Origin of the sequence: Neptuniibacter caesariensis (assembly GCF_000153345.1) — a bacterium.
Taxonomy (GTDB): Bacteria; Pseudomonadota; Gammaproteobacteria; order Pseudomonadales; family Balneatricaceae; genus Neptuniibacter; species Neptuniibacter caesariensis.
Genome location: NZ_CH724129.1, coordinates 19,105 through 35,533, shown reverse-complemented (window position 1 = coordinate 35,533; position 16,429 = coordinate 19,105). Strand labels below are relative to the sequence as shown.

General features: G+C 47.1%; 22 protein-coding genes. 20 read left to right on the top strand and 2 right to left on the bottom strand.

The genetic code is table 11. The annotated features are described in order from the left end of the window. From MED92_RS18280 to MED92_RS18205, 16 genes are all read left to right on the top strand, one after another. Positions 1-1,242, top strand: a 1,242-nt coding sequence (locus MED92_RS18280) for an alanine/glycine:cation symporter family protein (protein WP_007023081.1), incomplete at its 5' end; no start/stop codon positions are given. 178 nt (positions 1,243-1,420) lie between these two features. Next, the gene (gene gcvT / locus MED92_RS18275; protein ID WP_007023080.1) at positions 1,421-2,536 is read left to right on the top strand and encodes a glycine cleavage system aminomethyltransferase GcvT; all 1,116 of its coding nucleotides are present in this window, start codon (positions 1,421-1,423) and stop codon (positions 2,534-2,536) included. A 128-nt stretch (positions 2,537-2,664) separates the two neighbouring features. After that, positions 2,665-3,600 carry a lipoyl synthase gene (gene lipA / locus MED92_RS18270; protein ID WP_007023079.1) on the top strand — a complete coding sequence of 312 codons (936 nt, stop codon included), beginning with the start codon at positions 2,665-2,667 and terminating at the stop codon, positions 3,598-3,600. A 10-nt stretch (positions 3,601-3,610) separates the two neighbouring features. After that, the gene (locus MED92_RS18265; RefSeq protein WP_007023078.1) at positions 3,611-4,207 is read left to right on the top strand and encodes a sarcosine oxidase subunit gamma family protein; all 597 of its coding nucleotides are present in this window, start codon (positions 3,611-3,613) and stop codon (positions 4,205-4,207) included. Between the two features lie 18 nt (positions 4,208-4,225). Continuing rightward, positions 4,226-5,164 (top strand): homoserine kinase, encoded by a 939-nt coding sequence (locus MED92_RS18260; RefSeq protein ID WP_007023077.1) that lies wholly within the window; start codon positions 4,226-4,228, stop codon positions 5,162-5,164. Positions 5,165-5,461: 297 nt separating this feature from the next. Continuing rightward, positions 5,462-5,740, top strand: coding sequence for a hypothetical protein (locus tag MED92_RS18255; RefSeq protein WP_007023076.1), 279 nt, complete (start codon positions 5,462-5,464; stop codon positions 5,738-5,740). A gap of 217 nt (positions 5,741-5,957) precedes the next feature. Then, complete coding sequence (locus MED92_RS18250) at positions 5,958-6,605, top strand: TatD family nuclease-associated radical SAM protein (RefSeq protein ID WP_007023075.1); 648 nt, start codon at positions 5,958-5,960, stop codon at positions 6,603-6,605. A 431-nt stretch (positions 6,606-7,036) separates the two neighbouring features. Beyond that, complete coding sequence (locus tag MED92_RS18245) at positions 7,037-7,654, top strand: hypothetical protein (protein ID WP_154715277.1); 618 nt, start codon at positions 7,037-7,039, stop codon at positions 7,652-7,654. Positions 7,655-7,692: 38 nt separating this feature from the next. Further along, complete coding sequence (locus tag MED92_RS18240; RefSeq protein WP_007023073.1) at positions 7,693-8,055, top strand: hypothetical protein; 363 nt, start codon at positions 7,693-7,695, stop codon at positions 8,053-8,055. Positions 8,056-8,161: 106 nt separating this feature from the next. Next, entirely contained in the window at positions 8,162-8,566 is a 405-nt protein-coding gene (locus MED92_RS18235; RefSeq protein ID WP_007023072.1) for a DUF6559 family protein, read from the top strand. Between the two features lie 95 nt (positions 8,567-8,661). Next, positions 8,662-9,078, top strand: a complete 417-nt coding sequence (locus MED92_RS18230; RefSeq protein WP_007023071.1) for a DUF1801 domain-containing protein — start codon at positions 8,662-8,664, stop codon at positions 9,076-9,078. A 65-nt stretch (positions 9,079-9,143) separates the two neighbouring features. Further along, positions 9,144-9,596: a GNAT family N-acetyltransferase gene (locus MED92_RS18225; protein ID WP_007023070.1), complete on the top strand. Its 453-nt coding sequence runs from the start codon at positions 9,144-9,146 to the stop codon at positions 9,594-9,596. A 51-nt stretch (positions 9,597-9,647) separates the two neighbouring features. After that, positions 9,648-9,920, top strand: a complete 273-nt coding sequence (locus MED92_RS18220; protein ID WP_007023069.1) for a hypothetical protein — start codon at positions 9,648-9,650, stop codon at positions 9,918-9,920. Between the two features lie 75 nt (positions 9,921-9,995). Beyond that, on the top strand, positions 9,996-10,475 hold the full coding sequence (locus MED92_RS18215) for a GNAT family N-acetyltransferase (protein WP_007023068.1): 480 nt from the start codon (positions 9,996-9,998) through the stop codon (positions 10,473-10,475). Between the two features lie 115 nt (positions 10,476-10,590). Continuing rightward, complete coding sequence (locus MED92_RS18210; RefSeq protein WP_007023067.1) at positions 10,591-11,481, top strand: DMT family transporter; 891 nt, start codon at positions 10,591-10,593, stop codon at positions 11,479-11,481. A 103-nt stretch (positions 11,482-11,584) separates the two neighbouring features. Then, entirely contained in the window at positions 11,585-11,992 is a 408-nt protein-coding gene (locus tag MED92_RS18205; RefSeq protein WP_007023066.1) for a putative signal transducing protein, read from the top strand. Between the two features lie 90 nt (positions 11,993-12,082). Here the strand turns inward: MED92_RS18205 and dksA are convergent, their stop codons facing one another. Further along, the gene (gene dksA / locus MED92_RS18200; protein WP_007023065.1) at positions 12,083-12,484 is read right to left on the bottom strand and encodes an RNA polymerase-binding protein DksA; all 402 of its coding nucleotides are present in this window, start codon (positions 12,482-12,484) and stop codon (positions 12,083-12,085) included. Between the two features lie 282 nt (positions 12,485-12,766). Here dksA and MED92_RS18195 point away from each other — a divergent pair, with 282 nt between their 5' ends. The 3 genes from MED92_RS18195 to MED92_RS18185 all read left to right on the top strand — a co-directional run bounded on the left by MED92_RS18195 (position 12,767) and on the right by MED92_RS18185 (position 14,740). Continuing rightward, the gene (locus MED92_RS18195; protein ID WP_007023064.1) at positions 12,767-13,210 is read left to right on the top strand and encodes a hypothetical protein; all 444 of its coding nucleotides are present in this window, start codon (positions 12,767-12,769) and stop codon (positions 13,208-13,210) included. A gap of 96 nt (positions 13,211-13,306) precedes the next feature. Continuing rightward, positions 13,307-14,035, top strand: a complete 729-nt coding sequence (locus MED92_RS18190) for a polyamine aminopropyltransferase (protein WP_007023063.1) — start codon at positions 13,307-13,309, stop codon at positions 14,033-14,035. Positions 14,036-14,131: 96 nt separating this feature from the next. Next, the gene (locus MED92_RS18185) at positions 14,132-14,740 is read left to right on the top strand and encodes a LysE family translocator (RefSeq protein ID WP_007023062.1); all 609 of its coding nucleotides are present in this window, start codon (positions 14,132-14,134) and stop codon (positions 14,738-14,740) included. Between the two features lie 3 nt (positions 14,741-14,743). On the opposite strand, the gene MED92_RS18180 is transcribed toward MED92_RS18185, so the two are convergent. Beyond that, positions 14,744-15,640 carry a LysR family transcriptional regulator gene (locus MED92_RS18180; protein ID WP_007023061.1) on the bottom strand — a complete coding sequence of 299 codons (897 nt, stop codon included), beginning with the start codon at positions 15,638-15,640 and terminating at the stop codon, positions 14,744-14,746. Between the two features lie 105 nt (positions 15,641-15,745). Here MED92_RS18180 and MED92_RS18175 point away from each other — a divergent pair, with 105 nt between their 5' ends. After that, positions 15,746-16,333: a short chain dehydrogenase gene (locus tag MED92_RS18175; protein ID WP_007023060.1), complete on the top strand. Its 588-nt coding sequence runs from the start codon at positions 15,746-15,748 to the stop codon at positions 16,331-16,333. The last annotated feature ends 96 nt before the right edge of the window (positions 16,334-16,429 follow it).

Here is a 16,429-nt window from a genome sequence, read left to right as displayed (position 1 = left end):
CTTCTGTTTGAAGGCCGCAACACCAGGAAAGGTGAAGAAAAAGAAGGTGAGATATCTCCTTTTCAGGCATTGATGACAGCCCTTTCAGCAACCGTGGGTACAGGTAACATTGCAGGCGTCGCGACTGCGGTATTCCTGGGTGGCCCTGGTGCGCTGTTCTGGATGTGGTGTACTGCCCTTGTGGGTATGGCAACCAAATTCTCTGAAGCCGTTCTGGCAGTAAAATACCGTGAAGTTGATGAAGAAGGTAACCACGTTGGTGGTCCGATGTACTACATCAAGAACGGTCTAGGCGCTAAGTGGGCGTGGCTGGGTACAGCTTTCGCTATCTTTGGTGGTATTGCTGCATTCGGTATCGGTAACACTGTACAGTCTAACTCTGTAGCAGACGTTCTGCATGCTAACTTCGGCATCGACGTTTGGGTTACAGGTCTGGTTCTGATGGTACTGGTGGGTGCCGTTCTGATCGGTGGTATCAAGCGTATTGGCGCAGTAGCCGGTTCTCTGGTTCCTCTGATGGCAATCGCATACCTGGGTGCTGGCCTGGTTGTTCTGGCAATTAATGCCGATGCAATCCCAGCTGCACTTGATCTGGTATTCACTCACGCATTCTCTCCAGCTGCTGCTGAAGGTGGTTTCGCAGGTGCTGCAGTATGGGCAGCGATCCGCTTTGGTGTAGCACGTGGCGTATTCTCGAACGAAGCGGGCCTGGGTTCTGCACCTATCGCTCACGCTGCGTCTCAGACTAAAGATCCTGTTCGTCAGGGCCTGATCGCTATGCTGGGTACGTTCATCGATACTATTGTTATCTGTTCAATCACGGGTCTGGTAATCATTACTTCCGGTGCATGGACATCCGGTGAGTCAGGTGCAGCGCTAACATCAGCAGCCTTTGCTGACGCTCTGCCTGGTGTAGGTAACTATCTGGTTGCAATTGCACTGGCTGTATTTGCTTTCACTACAATCATCGGTTGGTCTTTCTACGGTGAGCGTTGCATCGAGTTCATGTTCGGTGTGAAAGCAATTAAACCTTATCGTCTGCTGTGGATCCTGGCAGTACCAGTAGGTGCAGGTGTAAGCCTGGACTTCATCTGGCTGGTAGCAGATACACTGAATGCGATGATGGCTATTCCTAACCTGATCGCGCTGGCGCTGCTAAGCCCAGTGGTATTCAGATTGACTAAAGAGTACTTCGCACGTAACGGTGCACCAGCTGAAGTTTCTGGTGACCAGAACGCGTAACTAGTTACTGAGTCTTAACCGGGCTCACCCCTTAAGGGCTGAGCTCGGTTCTCTGCAGTTTGTCGAAAAAGTTCCGGCTGCACCCAGAGCTTTTCCCACAGATTGTAACTAACAACAATTCAGCCTGTTGCACTGACTAAACTAAACAGACTGAAAATAAAGCACTATGGAGAAGAAAATGTCCGAACTGAGCAAAACGCCTCTGTACGACCTGCATGTTGAACTGGGTGGCAAAATGGTACCTTTCGCAGGTTTTGAAATGCCGGTTCAGTACCCATTAGGTGTTAAGAAAGAACACGTTCACACACGTGACCACGCGGGTCTGTTCGACGTATCTCACATGGGTCAGGTGATCCTTAAAGGTGAAAATGCTGCAGCTGAACTGGAAAAACTGGTTCCTGTAGACATCATCGACCTGCCAGCAGGTAAGCAGCGCTATGCCCTGTTCACCAACGACGAAGGCGGCATCATGGATGACCTGATGGTAACTAACTACGGTGACCACCTATACGTTGTTGTTAACGCTGCATGCAAAGAGCAGGATATCGCTCACATGCAAGCTAACCTGGGTGAAGGTGTCGAACTGGAAGTGCTGGATGATCGCGCACTGGTTGCCCTGCAAGGCCCAGAAGCTGCACAAGCTCTGTCGCGTATCTGCCCAGAAGTAAATGAACTGGTATTCATGGACTCTCGTCACATCGCTATCGATGGTGTTGACTGCTTCGTTAGCCGCTCCGGTTACACCGGTGAAGACGGTTACGAAATCTCTATCCCATCTGCTGAAGCTGAGCGTCTGTGCCGTCTGTTCCTGGAACAGCCTGAAGTTGAATTCATCGGTCTGGGCGCACGTGATTCTCTGCGTCTTGAATCAGGTCTGTGTCTGTATGGCCACGATCTGGACCCGACGACTACACCTATTGAAGGCAGCCTGATCTGGGCAATCAGCAAGTGCCGCCGCGCAGACGGCGAACGTGCTGGCGGTTTCCCAGGTGCAGAGAAAATCCTTGATCAGATCGCCAACAAAAACTACACCCGTAAGCGTGTAGGTCTGATCGCTTCTGGTAAAGCACCAATTCGTGAAGGCGCTGATCTGGTTAACGCTGAAGGCGAAAAAATCGGTGTTGTAACGAGTGGCAGCTTTGGGCCGACTGTCGGTAAGCCAGTCGCGATGGGTTACGTAGAAACTGCGTACTCAGTTCTGGAAACTGAAGTATTTGCCGTTGTTCGTGGTAAGCAGATGCCAATGGTTGTATCCAAGGCGCCGTTTATCCAGCAGCGTTACTACCGCGGTTAATCAGTCACTGATTAACCTCGTTCCGTCCTAACTTGCTATTGGCGTAGCAAGGCTATGTATTGGGGACCGGGCCTTGACCCTTTAGACCCGGTTTCCCCCTTTTTAAAAGATTTCTCTGAGGTGGCACTATGGAGCTGATTCCATTACAAGAGCTTAAAGGCGAATCAAAAATGTCCCGTTTACGTCATAAACCGGACCCGGAACGCAAACGTCTGCGTAAGCCGGAGTGGATTCGTATCGACGCTCACTCTAATGCCAACGTAAAGAAGGTTAAGAAACAGCTTCGCGACCTCAAACTACACACTGTCTGCGAAGAAGCCTCCTGCCCTAACCTGGCCGAGTGCTTCAGTCATAAGACCGCAACTTTGATGATCATGGGTGCAATTTGTACACGTCGCTGCCCATTCTGCGATGTGGCTCATGGCCGCCCCATGCCGCTAGACCCGGAAGAGCCGAAGAACGTTGCTTCGACAATTAAGCAACTTGGCCTTAAATATGTCGTAATTACCTCCGTAGACCGTGATGACCTTCGAGATGGTGGAGCAGGTCACTTTGCGGAAGTCGTTAAAGAAGCCCGCGCAATCAGTGATGATCTTAAAGTTGAGATTCTGGTTCCTGACTTCCGTGGAAAACTGGACCCAGCGCTAGAAGCACTGTCCAGCCAGATCCCTGATGTACTGAATCACAATATGGAAAGCGTACCTCGTCTTTATGACCACGTACGCCCAGGCGCTGACTATCACTGGTCTCTTAACCTGCTGTATCAGTTCAAACGCCTGCACCCACAAGTGGATACCAAGTCAGGCCTGATGGTTGGCCTGGGTGAAACCAAAGAAGAGATCATCGAAGTCATGAAGGATCTGCGTGCGAATGACGTAGATATGCTGACCATCGGCCAGTACCTTCAGCCAAGTAAATATCATCTGGCGGTGGAGCGTTACGTAACGCCGGAAGAGTTCAAGGAATATGAAGAGATCGGTTATGAGCTGGGCTTTAAGAATGTAGCCAGCGGCCCCATGGTGCGCTCCTCGTACCACGCCGATCTTCAGGCAAAAGCCCTGTAAGGAGATTAAGATGCCATTACCACAAGACCACAATTCTGCACCCCAGGGTGGCACACTGGTTCATCTGAACGTACAGGCAGCGGTTGATAATGAAAGCCGCATCAGCAGTATTATTGTTCGCGAGCGCCCTTTTATTGGTGATCTGGGGCTCGATGCTGAACCCAATAATCAGGAATTACTCATCGCCTTGGGCGAAGTGATGAGTGTTGCTCAGCCACTGACCGTTAATCGCATCTCGTGCATGGGTCGTTTGGCGATCCTTTGGATCAACGAAAACCGCTGGCTGGTTCTGCCACCTGCGGGCGCCCATGAGTCTGTCTATCAGGCCCTGCGCGAAACCTTCGGTGAAGATCTGAAACTAGATCAGGCTGAAGATGGCACGACTAAAGCCCATCTGAATGAAGCGGCGGTTCACTACCTGTTGAGCAGTGCCAACACCCAGCAGTTTACTGACCTTCCCGTTACTGAGCTCGATCTGTCATCAGGCATCAACATAATGTCGCTTCAGGATGCAGAAGATTATGACATTCTGGTACGTAAGAGCTGTGCAGAAACCCTATGGCAGTGGCTACAAAGCAACAGATCTTTCAGTAGCAACAATCACTAAGAAGGGTTACACCCGGCCATGTCGGTTTACACATCCGTCAGCTTTGCTGAACTTGCAAGCTATCTAGAACATTACAACGTTGGCGCTCTATCTCACTATGAAGGGATTAGCGCCGGCGTTGAAAACACCAACTACTTTGTCGATACCGATCAGGGCCGTTATGTACTGACCCTGGTCGAATCGGTCTCTGCCGAAAAGCTCCCCTTTATTCTGGGTCTGGTTGATCACCTTGCGGTAAACAACCTTCCTTGCGCTCAGCCTATACACCTTAACTCAGGCGAACTGTTTGGTGAGCTCAACGACAAACCCGCGGTTCTGATGAACTGCCTGAGCGGAGCTCCCCTAACAAAGCCTAACAACCAACAAGCCTTAGTTATTGGCGAGGCGCTGGCAAAATTCCACCAGCTCTCGTCACGTTTACCTGTTGAGGAATACTCTCACATACCGCAGTGGTGTAACGAGCTAGGTGCGAAATTATTCGAGAAGCTCAGCAAAGCCGATCAGGATTTTCTTTCTGATGCACTGATGGCAACAGGAGAGATTGACTGGACCACTTTACCTGCGGGCCCGGTTCATGCGGATCTATTTCCTGACAATGCGATGTTCGATGGCAACCAGCTATCTGGTCTTATCGACTTTTACCACGCTTGCTCCACACCTTATCTCTATGATCTGTGCGTCACCCTGAATGCCTGGTGCTTTGATGAACAGCTGAACCAGTTTGATCAGGACAAAGCGCAACAGCTACTGGCCAGCTACGAAGATGTTCGCCCGCTTGACCCGATAGAGCATGCACTTCTGCCTATCATGATGCAGACTGCAGCACTTCGCTTCTGGCTTTCCCGCCTGCGTGACTATCACTTCCCTACTGCTGGAGAAGATGTCACACAGAAAGCCCCTGAAGGGAAACAACGTCTGTTAAAGGGCCTGATCGCCGGTAATTTTCATATTAACTAATCGAATAAAAAAATATTTTTTTATAGCGCCCCAAAATAAGTCGCACGCACTCTTTTGGGGTTGCTGTTCTGCATCACTGCGCTAGCCCACGCCGTTCGGCGCTCTTCAACTTGAGCTCAGTTCATCTTTCGCACACGCAACATGAATTCAATTTTTTGAATGCACATTCATGCTGAATTTTTATCCGAAGAACGAATTAGAGAAACTATAAATCCTCTCCTACACTCAATTTTACCGGTTTGGAGAGAGGCCGGATCTGACAAGAATAAGACGTAAGAAAATGGTAGAGGAATAACAATGTTAACTTATGAAGAATGCCTGGAACTTAGCGACCTAACAGCAGACGAAGTTGACGCAATTGCCGAACATGAACATATGGATCCAATGATTGCCATGGCACTGGGTCACTATCTGATCACCCATGACGGTGACCAGAAGATTAAAAAAATCATCATGGACGATATTGAAAGAGCACAGCGTAGTCGTAATTACGCCCATGCAGAGATGTTGCAGAAAGTACTCAGTCATTTTATTGCAACACACCCAGAACATCGCCAAGGCAGAGCAGCTGCATAAGCACTCTGACGGGCAAACCGATTGACATAGCAACACCCCTTCCCCTTCGAACCGGTTACGGGTGCTTATGCACCCAGACCGGCTCACCTTTATAAGCTATGCAATTTCTTTTAAAAGCCCATAGATTCTAGGCTTCAGCACTTTTCTTTGATAGGCATCAAAGCTGTTTTATAGATGTTCCGCTAAAGTGACGTTTTATCTTTTCAGTTGTAGATCAATGCCGAAGTCACGCCCTAATCCTGCAAAACGAAATCAGCCAGCGCACCATCAGGACAACTACACTTATCTGATCCGAAACAGCCTCTATATCAACCTGACTGATCGCTGCACTCTGGCCTGCCAGTTTTGCCCTAAGCACAACGGCACTACTGAAGTAAAAGGGCATGAACTCTATCTGAGTAAACGCCCTGAAGTCGAAGAGATCATCGGGCTAATCGGTAACCCCACCGATTATGATGAAGTGGTATTCTGCGGCTACGGTGAACCGACCGTCCGCCTAAAAGCTCTGCTGGAGATCGCCCACTGGGTTAAAGGCAATGGCGGCAAAACCCGTATCAATACCGACGGCTTGGGTAGCCTGTTTCATAAGCGCGACATCGTCCCTGAACTGGCCGAATGCATCGATGCCCTATCCGTCTCGCTGAATGCCCAGAATGAAGCCGTATACCAGCAACACTGCCAGCCCAGCCTACCCAATTCCTATGCTGCAGTGCAGGCATTTATCAAACGCGCCAGCGAACTGATCCCCGATGTTCAGGTCTCTGCCATCAATGGGCTTGAAGGTGTAGATGTAGTTAAGTGCCGTGAGCTTACTGAAGGGCTTGGGGCAGAGTTTAAGCAGAGGGAGCTCGATATAGTCGGTTAAAAGCTGGGAAATACGGCTGACGTCAGCTAGGGGCAGGTAAAAGCAGGTTGGCTGCGTCTAGAGGACGCCACTGAGTGGCTAGAGGCTCTAAAACGGGTAACAAGCGGCTAGGAACAGCTAAAAGCGGCTGAATTCTGGAAAAGCCAAAACCACTTCTTTAAGCGCTTTACACTGAGCGCCCTTCTCTGCCAATATTGACCTACCAAGGAGTTCTACTGGTAAGCAAGCTTTAAGGAATCTGAAGCGAATAGGTATCACTGTAGATATACAATTAATTTGATGTTATTCCCAAGTGCCGAAACTTTTCACTGTTGCTAATCGGCTGATTTCAAAAGCTTATCTATTAGATTCTTAAATCATTTTTTGGATATATATATCAAATTGACGTGTTTAAATACGTCAAATTGACATATATTTTGCTGTTAAATGCTATGAATGAGCTAGATCGCAGAAGATGGGAGCATTCCCAAAGAACACTTGAGAGAGCAGAAGGCTCTGCGCGTGGCAATCCAGAGCTAGCTGCTTCGTGGTATAGCAGTGCGTATCTACTAATGACAGCTGTGAAGCTAAATGAAAATGAAGAGGCGGAAGCAGTAAAGCTATTAAGCACCTACTTAAAAAGGGTCTCTCCTTTCTATTTAGATAGGTCGGTGCCGCTTTCGACTACACAGCAGAATGATCTTTTATTTATCGCCGGTTACACGAAGAACTATGAATTGGCCAAAGAGCTAGTTGCCGTTCCGGTTGATTCCTCAAAAGAACACGGATTCGTTAAAACAATAAACTATTTATTCAGATCATGGTTTGGTACGCAACCAGATGACCAGCCAGCATACAGCCCCGATAAATGTGAGGTATCATTGTTCAATGCATTTTCGTCTGTAACAGAAGGTGCAGATTTAGATCAATGCGCTGTCGAATCCTTTTGGTCAGCAACTAAGAACAAAAGATATAAAGATACTATTTGGGGTAAAGCCAATATTTTTAGCCATTCACTCCGGAACTACGCAACCGCATTTAACAAGGCGTCGCACCGAACAAGCCGTTGAGCGCTGCGTTATGTGTCACTAGAGTCATGCAAGGAAGTATGAATATAGATTATCTAAACCGTTGCTATGCCTATCTGCTGTTAACCGGAGCAGCATTTTTGATTGGCGTTCTTATATTCAATATCCAACAGCCTTACTTAGTTTGGAAAAACTGGGCTCACCCTGAATACTCTATCCAAACATACCCGCTTTTGTTTCTAAGTTACTTCTTGGATATAGCGGCCCCTTTAGTAATGCTGTTGGCTAGCAAGCAACTCCTAAAAGAAGGAGCCCTCAAATGGTATTTGGTGCTGGGACTAGGAATCTTGCTTTTTCTTTCAAAGCTTATTGGTCTTATATATTTGCTAATTGGTGTCGTCGTATTAATTGTAAATAGGGTGTTTCATGCTAGAAACACATAACAAAAACATCAAAAGCCGTTCTACGGGCTTGGACCGCTGCTACACGGCGGCCCTTTATGTTGGGCGCTATGTTTCGAAATTACTGGGAAATAAGAGGGATTATTGAATGATCAATATCCTAGAAAGGATTACACGATGGATAAATCTCCGTAGATATATTCGTCAGTTACCCTTTTATCTTATGCGAGAATATGGAGTAAAAAAATACTACGACCCACAACAAGTAGATAGAGTTGCAGTTCACCTCCAGTTCGACATTAACTATGTCGAATTTGGATATGCAGTAGACTGTGATAACAGAAAGAGCATTTCAGAAGAAATAGCAAAAATCAGACGAGAGTATCAAAGAATATATAAATTACCCGCGGACTTTACGATATTTAATGCTATCCGCTTATCACAGTATAAAGATAACTGGGTCACTAGTGCCCAAGCTGATGGTGAGGAATATTGGAGATATTTAAGCCAAGTTGAGGCCTTGGAAAAAAACGAGATAAATAAAAGCACATAACAAGTTTGTTAAAGACCGCCCTTCGGGCTGGACCTCCAAAACGCAGCACGTTTTTCCGGCCCGTTAACGCGGCGTTATAAGAACAGTGGACCACGATGAACAAGGCAGTCAAAAAGCACTTCGATGAATGCCCGGATAATGTTCGTGTCAGACTAGCAGAGGTGCGAAGCCTAGTGTTTCAAATTGCCTCAGAGTTGGATCTGGGTGAGGTAGATGAAACGCTTAAATGGGATGAACCCAGCTACAGCGTAAAAACAGGTAGCCCGCTAAGAATGGATTGGAAGTCCAAATCTCCGAGTAATTATTACCTGTTCTTTAATTGCCAAACTAAGCTCGTCGATACATTTCGGGAACTGTATGGTGAAGAGTTGGAGTTTGAGTGGAATAGAGCAGTCGTTCTAAACTTATCTACACCGCTTCCTGAAATCGCAATCAAGTCCTGTATAGAGTTAGCTTTAACCTATAAGAAGCGTAAAAACCTGCCGCTTTTAGGCGCGCGAAAAAACACGTAACAAGTAACTTAAGATTATTACGACTTCATTTCCGCCTTTATCTTTAACGTTCTATGTAAAGAATTATGGATACCAATAGATTTAAACTAACCGCTTTAGATGAAGAGCATGTTTCCGCTGTAACAAGCTTATGGCGCGATGCTCATTCAAAGGCTATTGGCATTGAGCCTATCCATTCTTTCGAATCTCAATCCTATTTTTTATCTAGAATATTGCCGGAAAGCTATAAAGTTAGCGTGGTTGTTGATAGCAAAACAGATCAACCTGTAGCCTTTATGGCAAGTTCAGATACTGAGATTAGTCAGCTTTACGTAGCCAACAACGTTCAAGGCAAAGGCATAGGCTCATTTCTGGTTGAGCGAGCAAAATCAGACTCGCGAGGAGAATTGAGTTTGCGGACCTTTGCTGTGAATAAGCCGGCGCAGCAATTTTATGAATCGCATGACTTCACCGCTCAGCCAGGCAATAGTGACAACGAAGAAAAGTTGCCGGATATCCTCTATACCTGGCATCAGTGACTAATTAATAGGTACAAGCAAATTTACTTTAAATAACGTCAAGGACGATCAATGGAAGAGCTCGTAGAAGGAATATTCAGACCCATTATAAAGTTAATACTGTTGGTCTTACGTTTCCTGCAATTTCTTGCCTGGGACCTGCTTGTTACCCATGTCGGCTGGTCAATCGGATGGTTCTTTTATCGAACAATTACATTAGGCCATTTCCCTAACGAAGGATTAGACGATCTTGATAATTGCAGCTGGGGCAAAGCGCTCATCGTCGAGCTTACCGGGTTAGGACTTCTTGCTGGCGCAATCATGTTACTTTCAGCTCTTTTATAGCGTTTGATAGCATGAGCAAAAGCGCTTTTCATTCTGATCAACTGGACGCAATTTATAAATTTGCAGGAAAAGAATATGAGCATAGCTAAGGCAAGCATTGAAGATGCCGAAAAGATCGCCAGAATCATCAGCGAGTCGAATAAAGATGTAGCGGAAGCCTTTAATCTCAACATCAGTAACAACCCAAAACACCCTTCGTTTTGTAACAAAAAATGGGTTCTATCTGATTTCAAACGGGGTGAGGAGTACTTTGTCTTCGATAATGGAACGTCAGGTATCGGATGTGTCGCCTTCGAGAGCCCAAGGCCTGATATCGCGTACTTAAACCGCCTTTCTGTACTCCCGGAACATCGTCGCTATGGCATAGGGGAACAGCTTGTAAGGCATATTTTTGCCTACGCAAAATCTAAAGGGGTTCAAAGGGTAAGCATTGGTATTATTGCTGAGCACATTAAGCTGAAAAACTGGTATCTCAAATTAGGTTTTGAAGCTCGCGAGGTAAAGACATTTCCTCACCTCCCCTTTGACGTTCAGTACATGTACTTTGATCTATAAAGCTATCCCTTTTCGAATAGCGCCCCTTTTGGTTTGAGCATAAGCTGTGATAGCCTTGCCCGCCTTCAAAAACCTACCGCAACCCCAGTAAGAGCCCAGATCGGACATACCTTAGATGACAACTATTTCGGCCACCCACACTCCGATTGCTAACAGCAGCATTGTACTGGCGATTCTATCCGCGGTGTTTATGGGCACTATCGGGGTGATTTCGAAATTTACGGGACTGAGCGCTGAGGTCGTGACCTTCTACCGTTTGTTCTTTGGTGGATTGATCATGCTCTGCTACCTGCAATTTACCACGGGTGTTCGGATATTATTCTCTCGCCCCCCTTGGCAGGTCCTGTTGAATGGGTGTTTTCTCTCAGGCTTTATTGTTTGCTACGTTCAGGCGATGAATTATACGAGCATGGCTAACGCTATTATGATGGTCTATCTCGCACCCGTCGCTGCTTCGATATTTGCACACTTCTTTTTGGGTGAACGGTTAAACCGTATTAGTTTTGGTTTGATCGCCGTGGCTCTGTTCGGCTTCGTGATGATGATGGAGTTTCAACTAAATCTAGTTGAAGGTGGCAATGATATTATCGGGCTGGGCTATGGCGCGGCGGCTTTATTCGCCTACGCGGGATTTATAGTCATTAACCGGATTATGCCTGCTAGCTACCCCGTTTTTTCCCGCACATGGTATCAGTTAATGGTTGGCGCGCTTTGCATGCTGCCCTTCCTGTTTCTGGCTCCCATGGAGATAGATCTGCAGCAATGGAGCTGGCTGCTTCTGGCCGGTCTGGTACCCGGTTTTCTCGCGATACTCTTTGCGGTAATGGCACTCGATAAATTACCTTCGACGCTTTTTGGCACCCTGGCGTATTTTGAGCCCGTCGCCGTAGTGATCTTTGGCTGGGTATTATTTGCCGAAACATTATCTCCGCTGCAGATGTCAGGCTGCGCGGTGATTCTGGCAAGCGGAATTACTCAAGCTCTACTATCCACCAAGGCTCGATAACACTGCCCAGACTAGGTTACTGTTTCTAACCGGATTTATCTGCCTTTAACCGCCCCTATCCGCTTCCATCTGAACTTTCCGCCAGCAGCCGACTCTATTCCCTATGAGCGAAAATACCTTAAGAGCCGTAGCCGCATTCTCTTACCCATACGAAGCCCAGATCGCCAAAGCGAATCTGGAGTCGGCGGGGATTCCTGCGTACGTGGCAGATGAGAATACCATCAATATGCAGTGGTTATATTCTGATGCCCTGGGTGGTGTACGGGTGATGGTGGCTGAGCGAGATTTTGAACAGGCGCGGGAATTACTGGGAGAGGATTTTACTGATGCCTTAGCGGCGGAAGTAGCGGTTGATGAGATCCGCTGCTCCCAATGCGGCAGCAGCGATCTTGAGCCTTACACTGAAGGAAAGCGCCCTGCTTTCCTCGCTTTTCTGTTAATCGACTTCCCACTGTTCAAGTTTAAACATGGGTATAAGTGTAAGCGGTGTGGCACTTTTAACGGCGGATGAAGGCGGCTAACTCCAGCAGCAGGCAGCATTATCAAAAACAATACTGCTTTTATCCGCTTTATTAGCCTTTTGCTGCTTTAAGCTGCCTTTTTATTCTTTATACAACCTTTCATTCGATTCACGAGCCGCTTTGATATCCGTGCAATATTCTGCGGTTGGTCGTAGCAGTAAACGCTGTATGCCAATCTCTTCACCGGACTCGAGGCAATAGCCATAATCACCTGAGCGAATCCGTGCTAGTGCCGCGTCGAATTTAGGCAGTAGCTTGCTCTCACGATCAACAATACGCAGGGAGATCCTAGATTCCTCTTCATATTGCGCTCGATCTGCATCATCGTTCATTTCAGGCTGGTCATTCAACTGAGCCTTAGCATTTTGAATATGATCGATTGTTTCCTGCTTCTGTTGCTCTAGATATTCCTGAAAGAAAGCCAACTGGCTCTCATTCATATAATCCTCTTCACTGGCGGCTAATAGTTCTTCTTTTGTCATCGCCATGTACTCCTTACAAGTTCGACTACCTATCAAGGGCCATTACATTATAACAAATCAAAGCATAAATCATGGTTACCTACAGAAATGCCGCAACTTTTGAACGCTAAGCTCTCTGATTAAAAGCTATGTTGACAAGAACGGCACCACGAACGGATAATCGCCCCAGGCTTATTGGACGCCTACCTCGCAAAAGCGCATGTACCAATCTTACAAATTCGGCAAGCTCTGCTTGCATATCATCTCTGGTCAATAGCGAGTAGACCGAGTTTAGGAGGCGATATGCGTATCAATCAAAGTTCCCAAACAGTTAAAAATTCCGCTGCGATTCAACTGCTTCTTTTGGAAGCGAAAAAGCTCCATCGAGCAGCAACATCCGATTCAAAGCTAAAAGCATTACCTGTACTTCGCAGGCTGATTACAACTCAGGTCATAAGAGAGCTTTCTTTAGCCGAGCTTTACCGAAAAAGTGATCTTGTTCAGCGGAAACATATCCTCAACATGCTGGGTATTGAGGCCGGTTATGCCGGTTGGGCAACCTATAAGCAGGTGATCGAATCGACTCCAGCAGATAAGCTCGAACATTCCAGTATTGTCTTGCGCAGGGCGGGCTATCCAAATCTATGGTTCTCTTCACTAAGTGACGCTGAACAATACAGTGCTGCAAATGGTGGACAAGCATTCGCCATTGGTCAGCAAGCGGTTGTTATTCCGGAAACCTATTAGTAAGACCCGGCGACTAGTCGCTCTGGGGGAGTGGCTAGTGGCCGGACAGCAGATTCCGTATAATCGGTGGTTTCCCCACCCTTTTTAGGATTAAGCATGTCTCTGTTATTTGAAGAAATTGATAGCCAAAACTCACCGTTAGGGGTGATCTCTCTACGTAAGCGCCGCATGCCTGCGTTTGGCGATCGGGATATCTTCGAAGTGAAACTGGGTGATGAGTTTCTGATGTCGAGCATGTTTGTCGAGGCGGAAGAAGCCCTCTCTGATCTTGGACTGGCTGCGGTAAAAGCAGACAAAGATCTCAGCGTCGTTGTGGGTGGTTTGGGGCTCGGCTACACAGCCGTTGCCTCCCTGAAAGATACACGTATTAAAGAACAACTAGTGGTCGATGCGCTGGATACGGTCATTGGCTGGCACCAGAATGAACAGGTACCGCTGGGCAAAGATCTTAACGCAGATCCCCGCAACCGTTACGTGCATGGTAGTTTTTTTGATCTGGCAACCGCTCCAGCAACCGGCTTTGACCCAGAATGCGCAGGCAAGAAGTTTGATGCCATCCTTCTGGATATCGATCACTCACCAACCGAGTATCTGAACGCTGCCAATGCCAGCTTCTATACCACTGAAAACCTTTCCCTGATGGCTGAGCAGCTCAAACCGGAAGGTGTTTTCGCGATGTGGTCGCAAAATCTACCTGAACCAGAATTTGAAGCTTTACTGGGTACGGTTTTCTCCAGCGTTACCTCTCACGTGGTTCCGTTTTACAACCCATTTCAGGGTGGCGAATCCACAAACTCGGTATATGTTTGTATTAAGGGCAGATAAAAGCGCATAAACCAGTTGATAGCAGCCAAAATCAGAATGAAACCTCACACTAGGTGCGCTAAATTCTAGTCATTAAGTGAATTAACAGGCGATTTTATGAGTATTGAAACCTGGTTAGCCTTTGTAGCCGCATCCCTGGTTCTGACGATGACGCCAGGCCCTAGTATTTTACTGGGCGTCGTTCACTCCATGAAATATGGCTCGCGTAAAACGATCTATACCGCGTTAGGGGATATCACAGCAAATTTCCTTCAGATGATACTGGTCGCAGTTGGCCTGGGGATCATTATCGCAAGCTCAGAACTGGCGTTTACCCTGATCAAATGGTTTGGTGTAATTACATTACTCTATATGGGTATTAAGATGTTTTTGACTAAGCCTGCCGTTAGGCAAACCTCTGACCACACCGAAGCCAAACCCCATAAGCTATTTATGAGTGGCTTCTTTGTCGCGGCGGGCAACCCGAAAGCGATCGTGTTCTTTACCGCTTTTTTCCCGCAGTTTATCGACCCAACCCAACCACTGTTTTTACAAATGGCGATTATGTGCCCAACCATGGCTCTGCTGGATTTCACCTGGGTAATGATCTACGCCCTGTCAGCACGCAAATTCTTAGGTTTTATGGGTAAACACCCAACCCTGATCAACCGTGCGGGTGGTGGTGCTATGGTAACGGCTTCAGGGCTTCTGGCAACGAGTAACTAACGGCTAGTTCTCTTGTACTTCTAACAGAAACTCTATCAGTGCTCGCAATGTCGGATTGGTCAGTTTTGCTGCGGGATATACTAATGATATATCCCTTGGGGGTAGCTTGTATGCTTGCAACACAGGCACAAGCTGGCCTGAATCTATATAGTCTTTAATAAGAAAATCCGGCAACTGTGCAATACCAAGCCCAGCCGCTGCAAAATCAGCCAATATCCTCCCCTGATTAACATCCAGCGCCCCTTTCACGCTCACCTGATGCTGCTTGTTATTCTCCATGTAGCTGAAACGACCTGGTTGACGAATAGAGCTATCAATCAGGCATTGATGCTCACTCAGATCTTTCGGGTGCTTGGGTTCGCCATGTGTTTTGAGGTAATCCGGTGAGGCCACAAAATCAACCTCAAGCAAGCCATATTTTCGGGCAATAAAACCAGAGTCTTCAAGATCCCCTACCCGCACAGCTAGGTCAAAACCTTCTTCTATCAAGTTCACATAGCGATTCACTAGCACCCAGGAGATCGATACGTCTGGGTACTGTCGCATAAATGCGGCCAGTTGATGCTGAAGCCCCAATTGATCAATATTAAAAGGCGCGGTAATTCTCAACTTACCCTGGATTTTATTGGTGCGCTCGCTTTTACTGCTTTCCAGCGCCTCTAACTGCTCAATCACCTGGCGAAACTTCTCCAGATAGAACTCCCCTTCTGGTGTCAGCTTCATCGATCGGGTGGTCCGGTATAGCAGTGTGCAGTCAAAGTGCTTTTCCAGATCCGCCACCTGGCGACTAACAGCCGAAACAACCAGATTCAGGGCACGTGATGCCTCGCTGAAGCTCATATGCTCAACCACTTCGAGAAAAGTTCGCATCGCTTTAACCAGATCTATTTTTCTTTCCATGAGAAATATACTTTCTTATTGAGATTATTTTTCAATAATAAACCACAATTTAAACTTCTCCCAACCTTGTGAAAAACAGACCTCAGAAACATTTGGGAGACAGAAATGAAAATTCTATTGATTGGCGCAACAGGTACGATCGGCAAAGCTGTAGGAGAAAAACTATCGAACCATGAAGTGGTTGCAGCAAACTATAAAGAGGGTGATGTCACTGTAGATCTAGGTAGTAAAAGCTCAGTTCAGACCATGCTAGAAACAGTGGGCAAAGTCGACGCGATCATCTCTACCGCGGGCCTTGCTCAGTTTGGCCCGATGGCAGAGCAAACCGATGCCGATTATCAGTTAGCCCTAGACAACAAACTAATGGGCCAGGTAAATCTGGTTCGTCTGGGCAAAGAATATGTTAACCACGGCGGCTCAATCACCCTAACCTCCGGTATGCTTTCCCGACAACCACTACCAGGTAGTGCTTCCATCGCCATGGTCAACGGAGCACTGGAAAGCTTTGCCAGAGCTGCTGCATTAGAAATTGAGAATATCCGCGTTAATGTAGTCGCTCCGGTATTCGTGAAGGAAACTATGGAGATGATGGGTATGGATAGCAGCACCGGTGTTTCAGCCGCAGATACCGCTAAAACTTATACCCAAGCGCTTGAAGGTGATATGCACGGTGAGACGCTGGATGTTGCGTAAAACTGATAACGTCAGCTAAATTCAGCGGGAAACAGCCAGGGACGGCTTAAACCATAGCGGGCAGCGATCATCCCCCCCCTGTATTTATCTGAAAAG

Bases quoted from the DNA above. Each gene is read 5' to 3' on its own strand.
- MED92_RS18245 (WP_154715277.1), top strand. From the start codon at position 7,037: ATGAATGAGCTAGATCGCAGAAGATGGGAGCATTCCCAAAGAACACTT.
- MED92_RS18205 (WP_007023066.1), top strand. From the start codon at position 11,585: ATGAGCGAAAATACCTTAAGAGCCGTAGCCGCATTCTCTTACCCATAC.
- dksA (WP_007023065.1), bottom strand. From the start codon at position 12,484: ATGACAAAAGAAGAACTATTAGCCGCCAGTGAAGAGGATTATATGAAT.
- MED92_RS18260 (WP_007023077.1), top strand. From the start codon at position 4,226: ATGTCGGTTTACACATCCGTCAGCTTTGCTGAACTTGCAAGCTATCTA.
- MED92_RS18230 (WP_007023071.1), top strand. From the start codon at position 8,662: ATGAACAAGGCAGTCAAAAAGCACTTCGATGAATGCCCGGATAATGTT.
- MED92_RS18250 (WP_007023075.1), top strand. From the start codon at position 5,958: ATGCCGAAGTCACGCCCTAATCCTGCAAAACGAAATCAGCCAGCGCAC.
- gcvT (WP_007023080.1), top strand. From the start codon at position 1,421: ATGTCCGAACTGAGCAAAACGCCTCTGTACGACCTGCATGTTGAACTG.
- MED92_RS18215 (WP_007023068.1), top strand. From the start codon at position 9,996: ATGAGCATAGCTAAGGCAAGCATTGAAGATGCCGAAAAGATCGCCAGA.
- MED92_RS18175 (WP_007023060.1), top strand. From the start codon at position 15,746: ATGAAAATTCTATTGATTGGCGCAACAGGTACGATCGGCAAAGCTGTA.
- MED92_RS18240 (WP_007023073.1), top strand. From the start codon at position 7,693: ATGAATATAGATTATCTAAACCGTTGCTATGCCTATCTGCTGTTAACC.
- MED92_RS18220 (WP_007023069.1), top strand. From the start codon at position 9,648: ATGGAAGAGCTCGTAGAAGGAATATTCAGACCCATTATAAAGTTAATA.
- MED92_RS18180 (WP_007023061.1), bottom strand. From the start codon at position 15,640: ATGGAAAGAAAAATAGATCTGGTTAAAGCGATGCGAACTTTTCTCGAA.
- MED92_RS18195 (WP_007023064.1), top strand. From the start codon at position 12,767: ATGCGTATCAATCAAAGTTCCCAAACAGTTAAAAATTCCGCTGCGATT.
- MED92_RS18255 (WP_007023076.1), top strand. From the start codon at position 5,462: ATGTTAACTTATGAAGAATGCCTGGAACTTAGCGACCTAACAGCAGAC.
- MED92_RS18185 (WP_007023062.1), top strand. From the start codon at position 14,132: ATGAGTATTGAAACCTGGTTAGCCTTTGTAGCCGCATCCCTGGTTCTG.
- MED92_RS18265 (WP_007023078.1), top strand. From the start codon at position 3,611: ATGCCATTACCACAAGACCACAATTCTGCACCCCAGGGTGGCACACTG.
- MED92_RS18210 (WP_007023067.1), top strand. From the start codon at position 10,591: ATGACAACTATTTCGGCCACCCACACTCCGATTGCTAACAGCAGCATT.
- MED92_RS18225 (WP_007023070.1), top strand. From the start codon at position 9,144: ATGGATACCAATAGATTTAAACTAACCGCTTTAGATGAAGAGCATGTT.
- MED92_RS18235 (WP_007023072.1), top strand. From the start codon at position 8,162: ATGATCAATATCCTAGAAAGGATTACACGATGGATAAATCTCCGTAGA.
- lipA (WP_007023079.1), top strand. From the start codon at position 2,665: ATGGAGCTGATTCCATTACAAGAGCTTAAAGGCGAATCAAAAATGTCC.
- MED92_RS18190 (WP_007023063.1), top strand. From the start codon at position 13,307: ATGTCTCTGTTATTTGAAGAAATTGATAGCCAAAACTCACCGTTAGGG.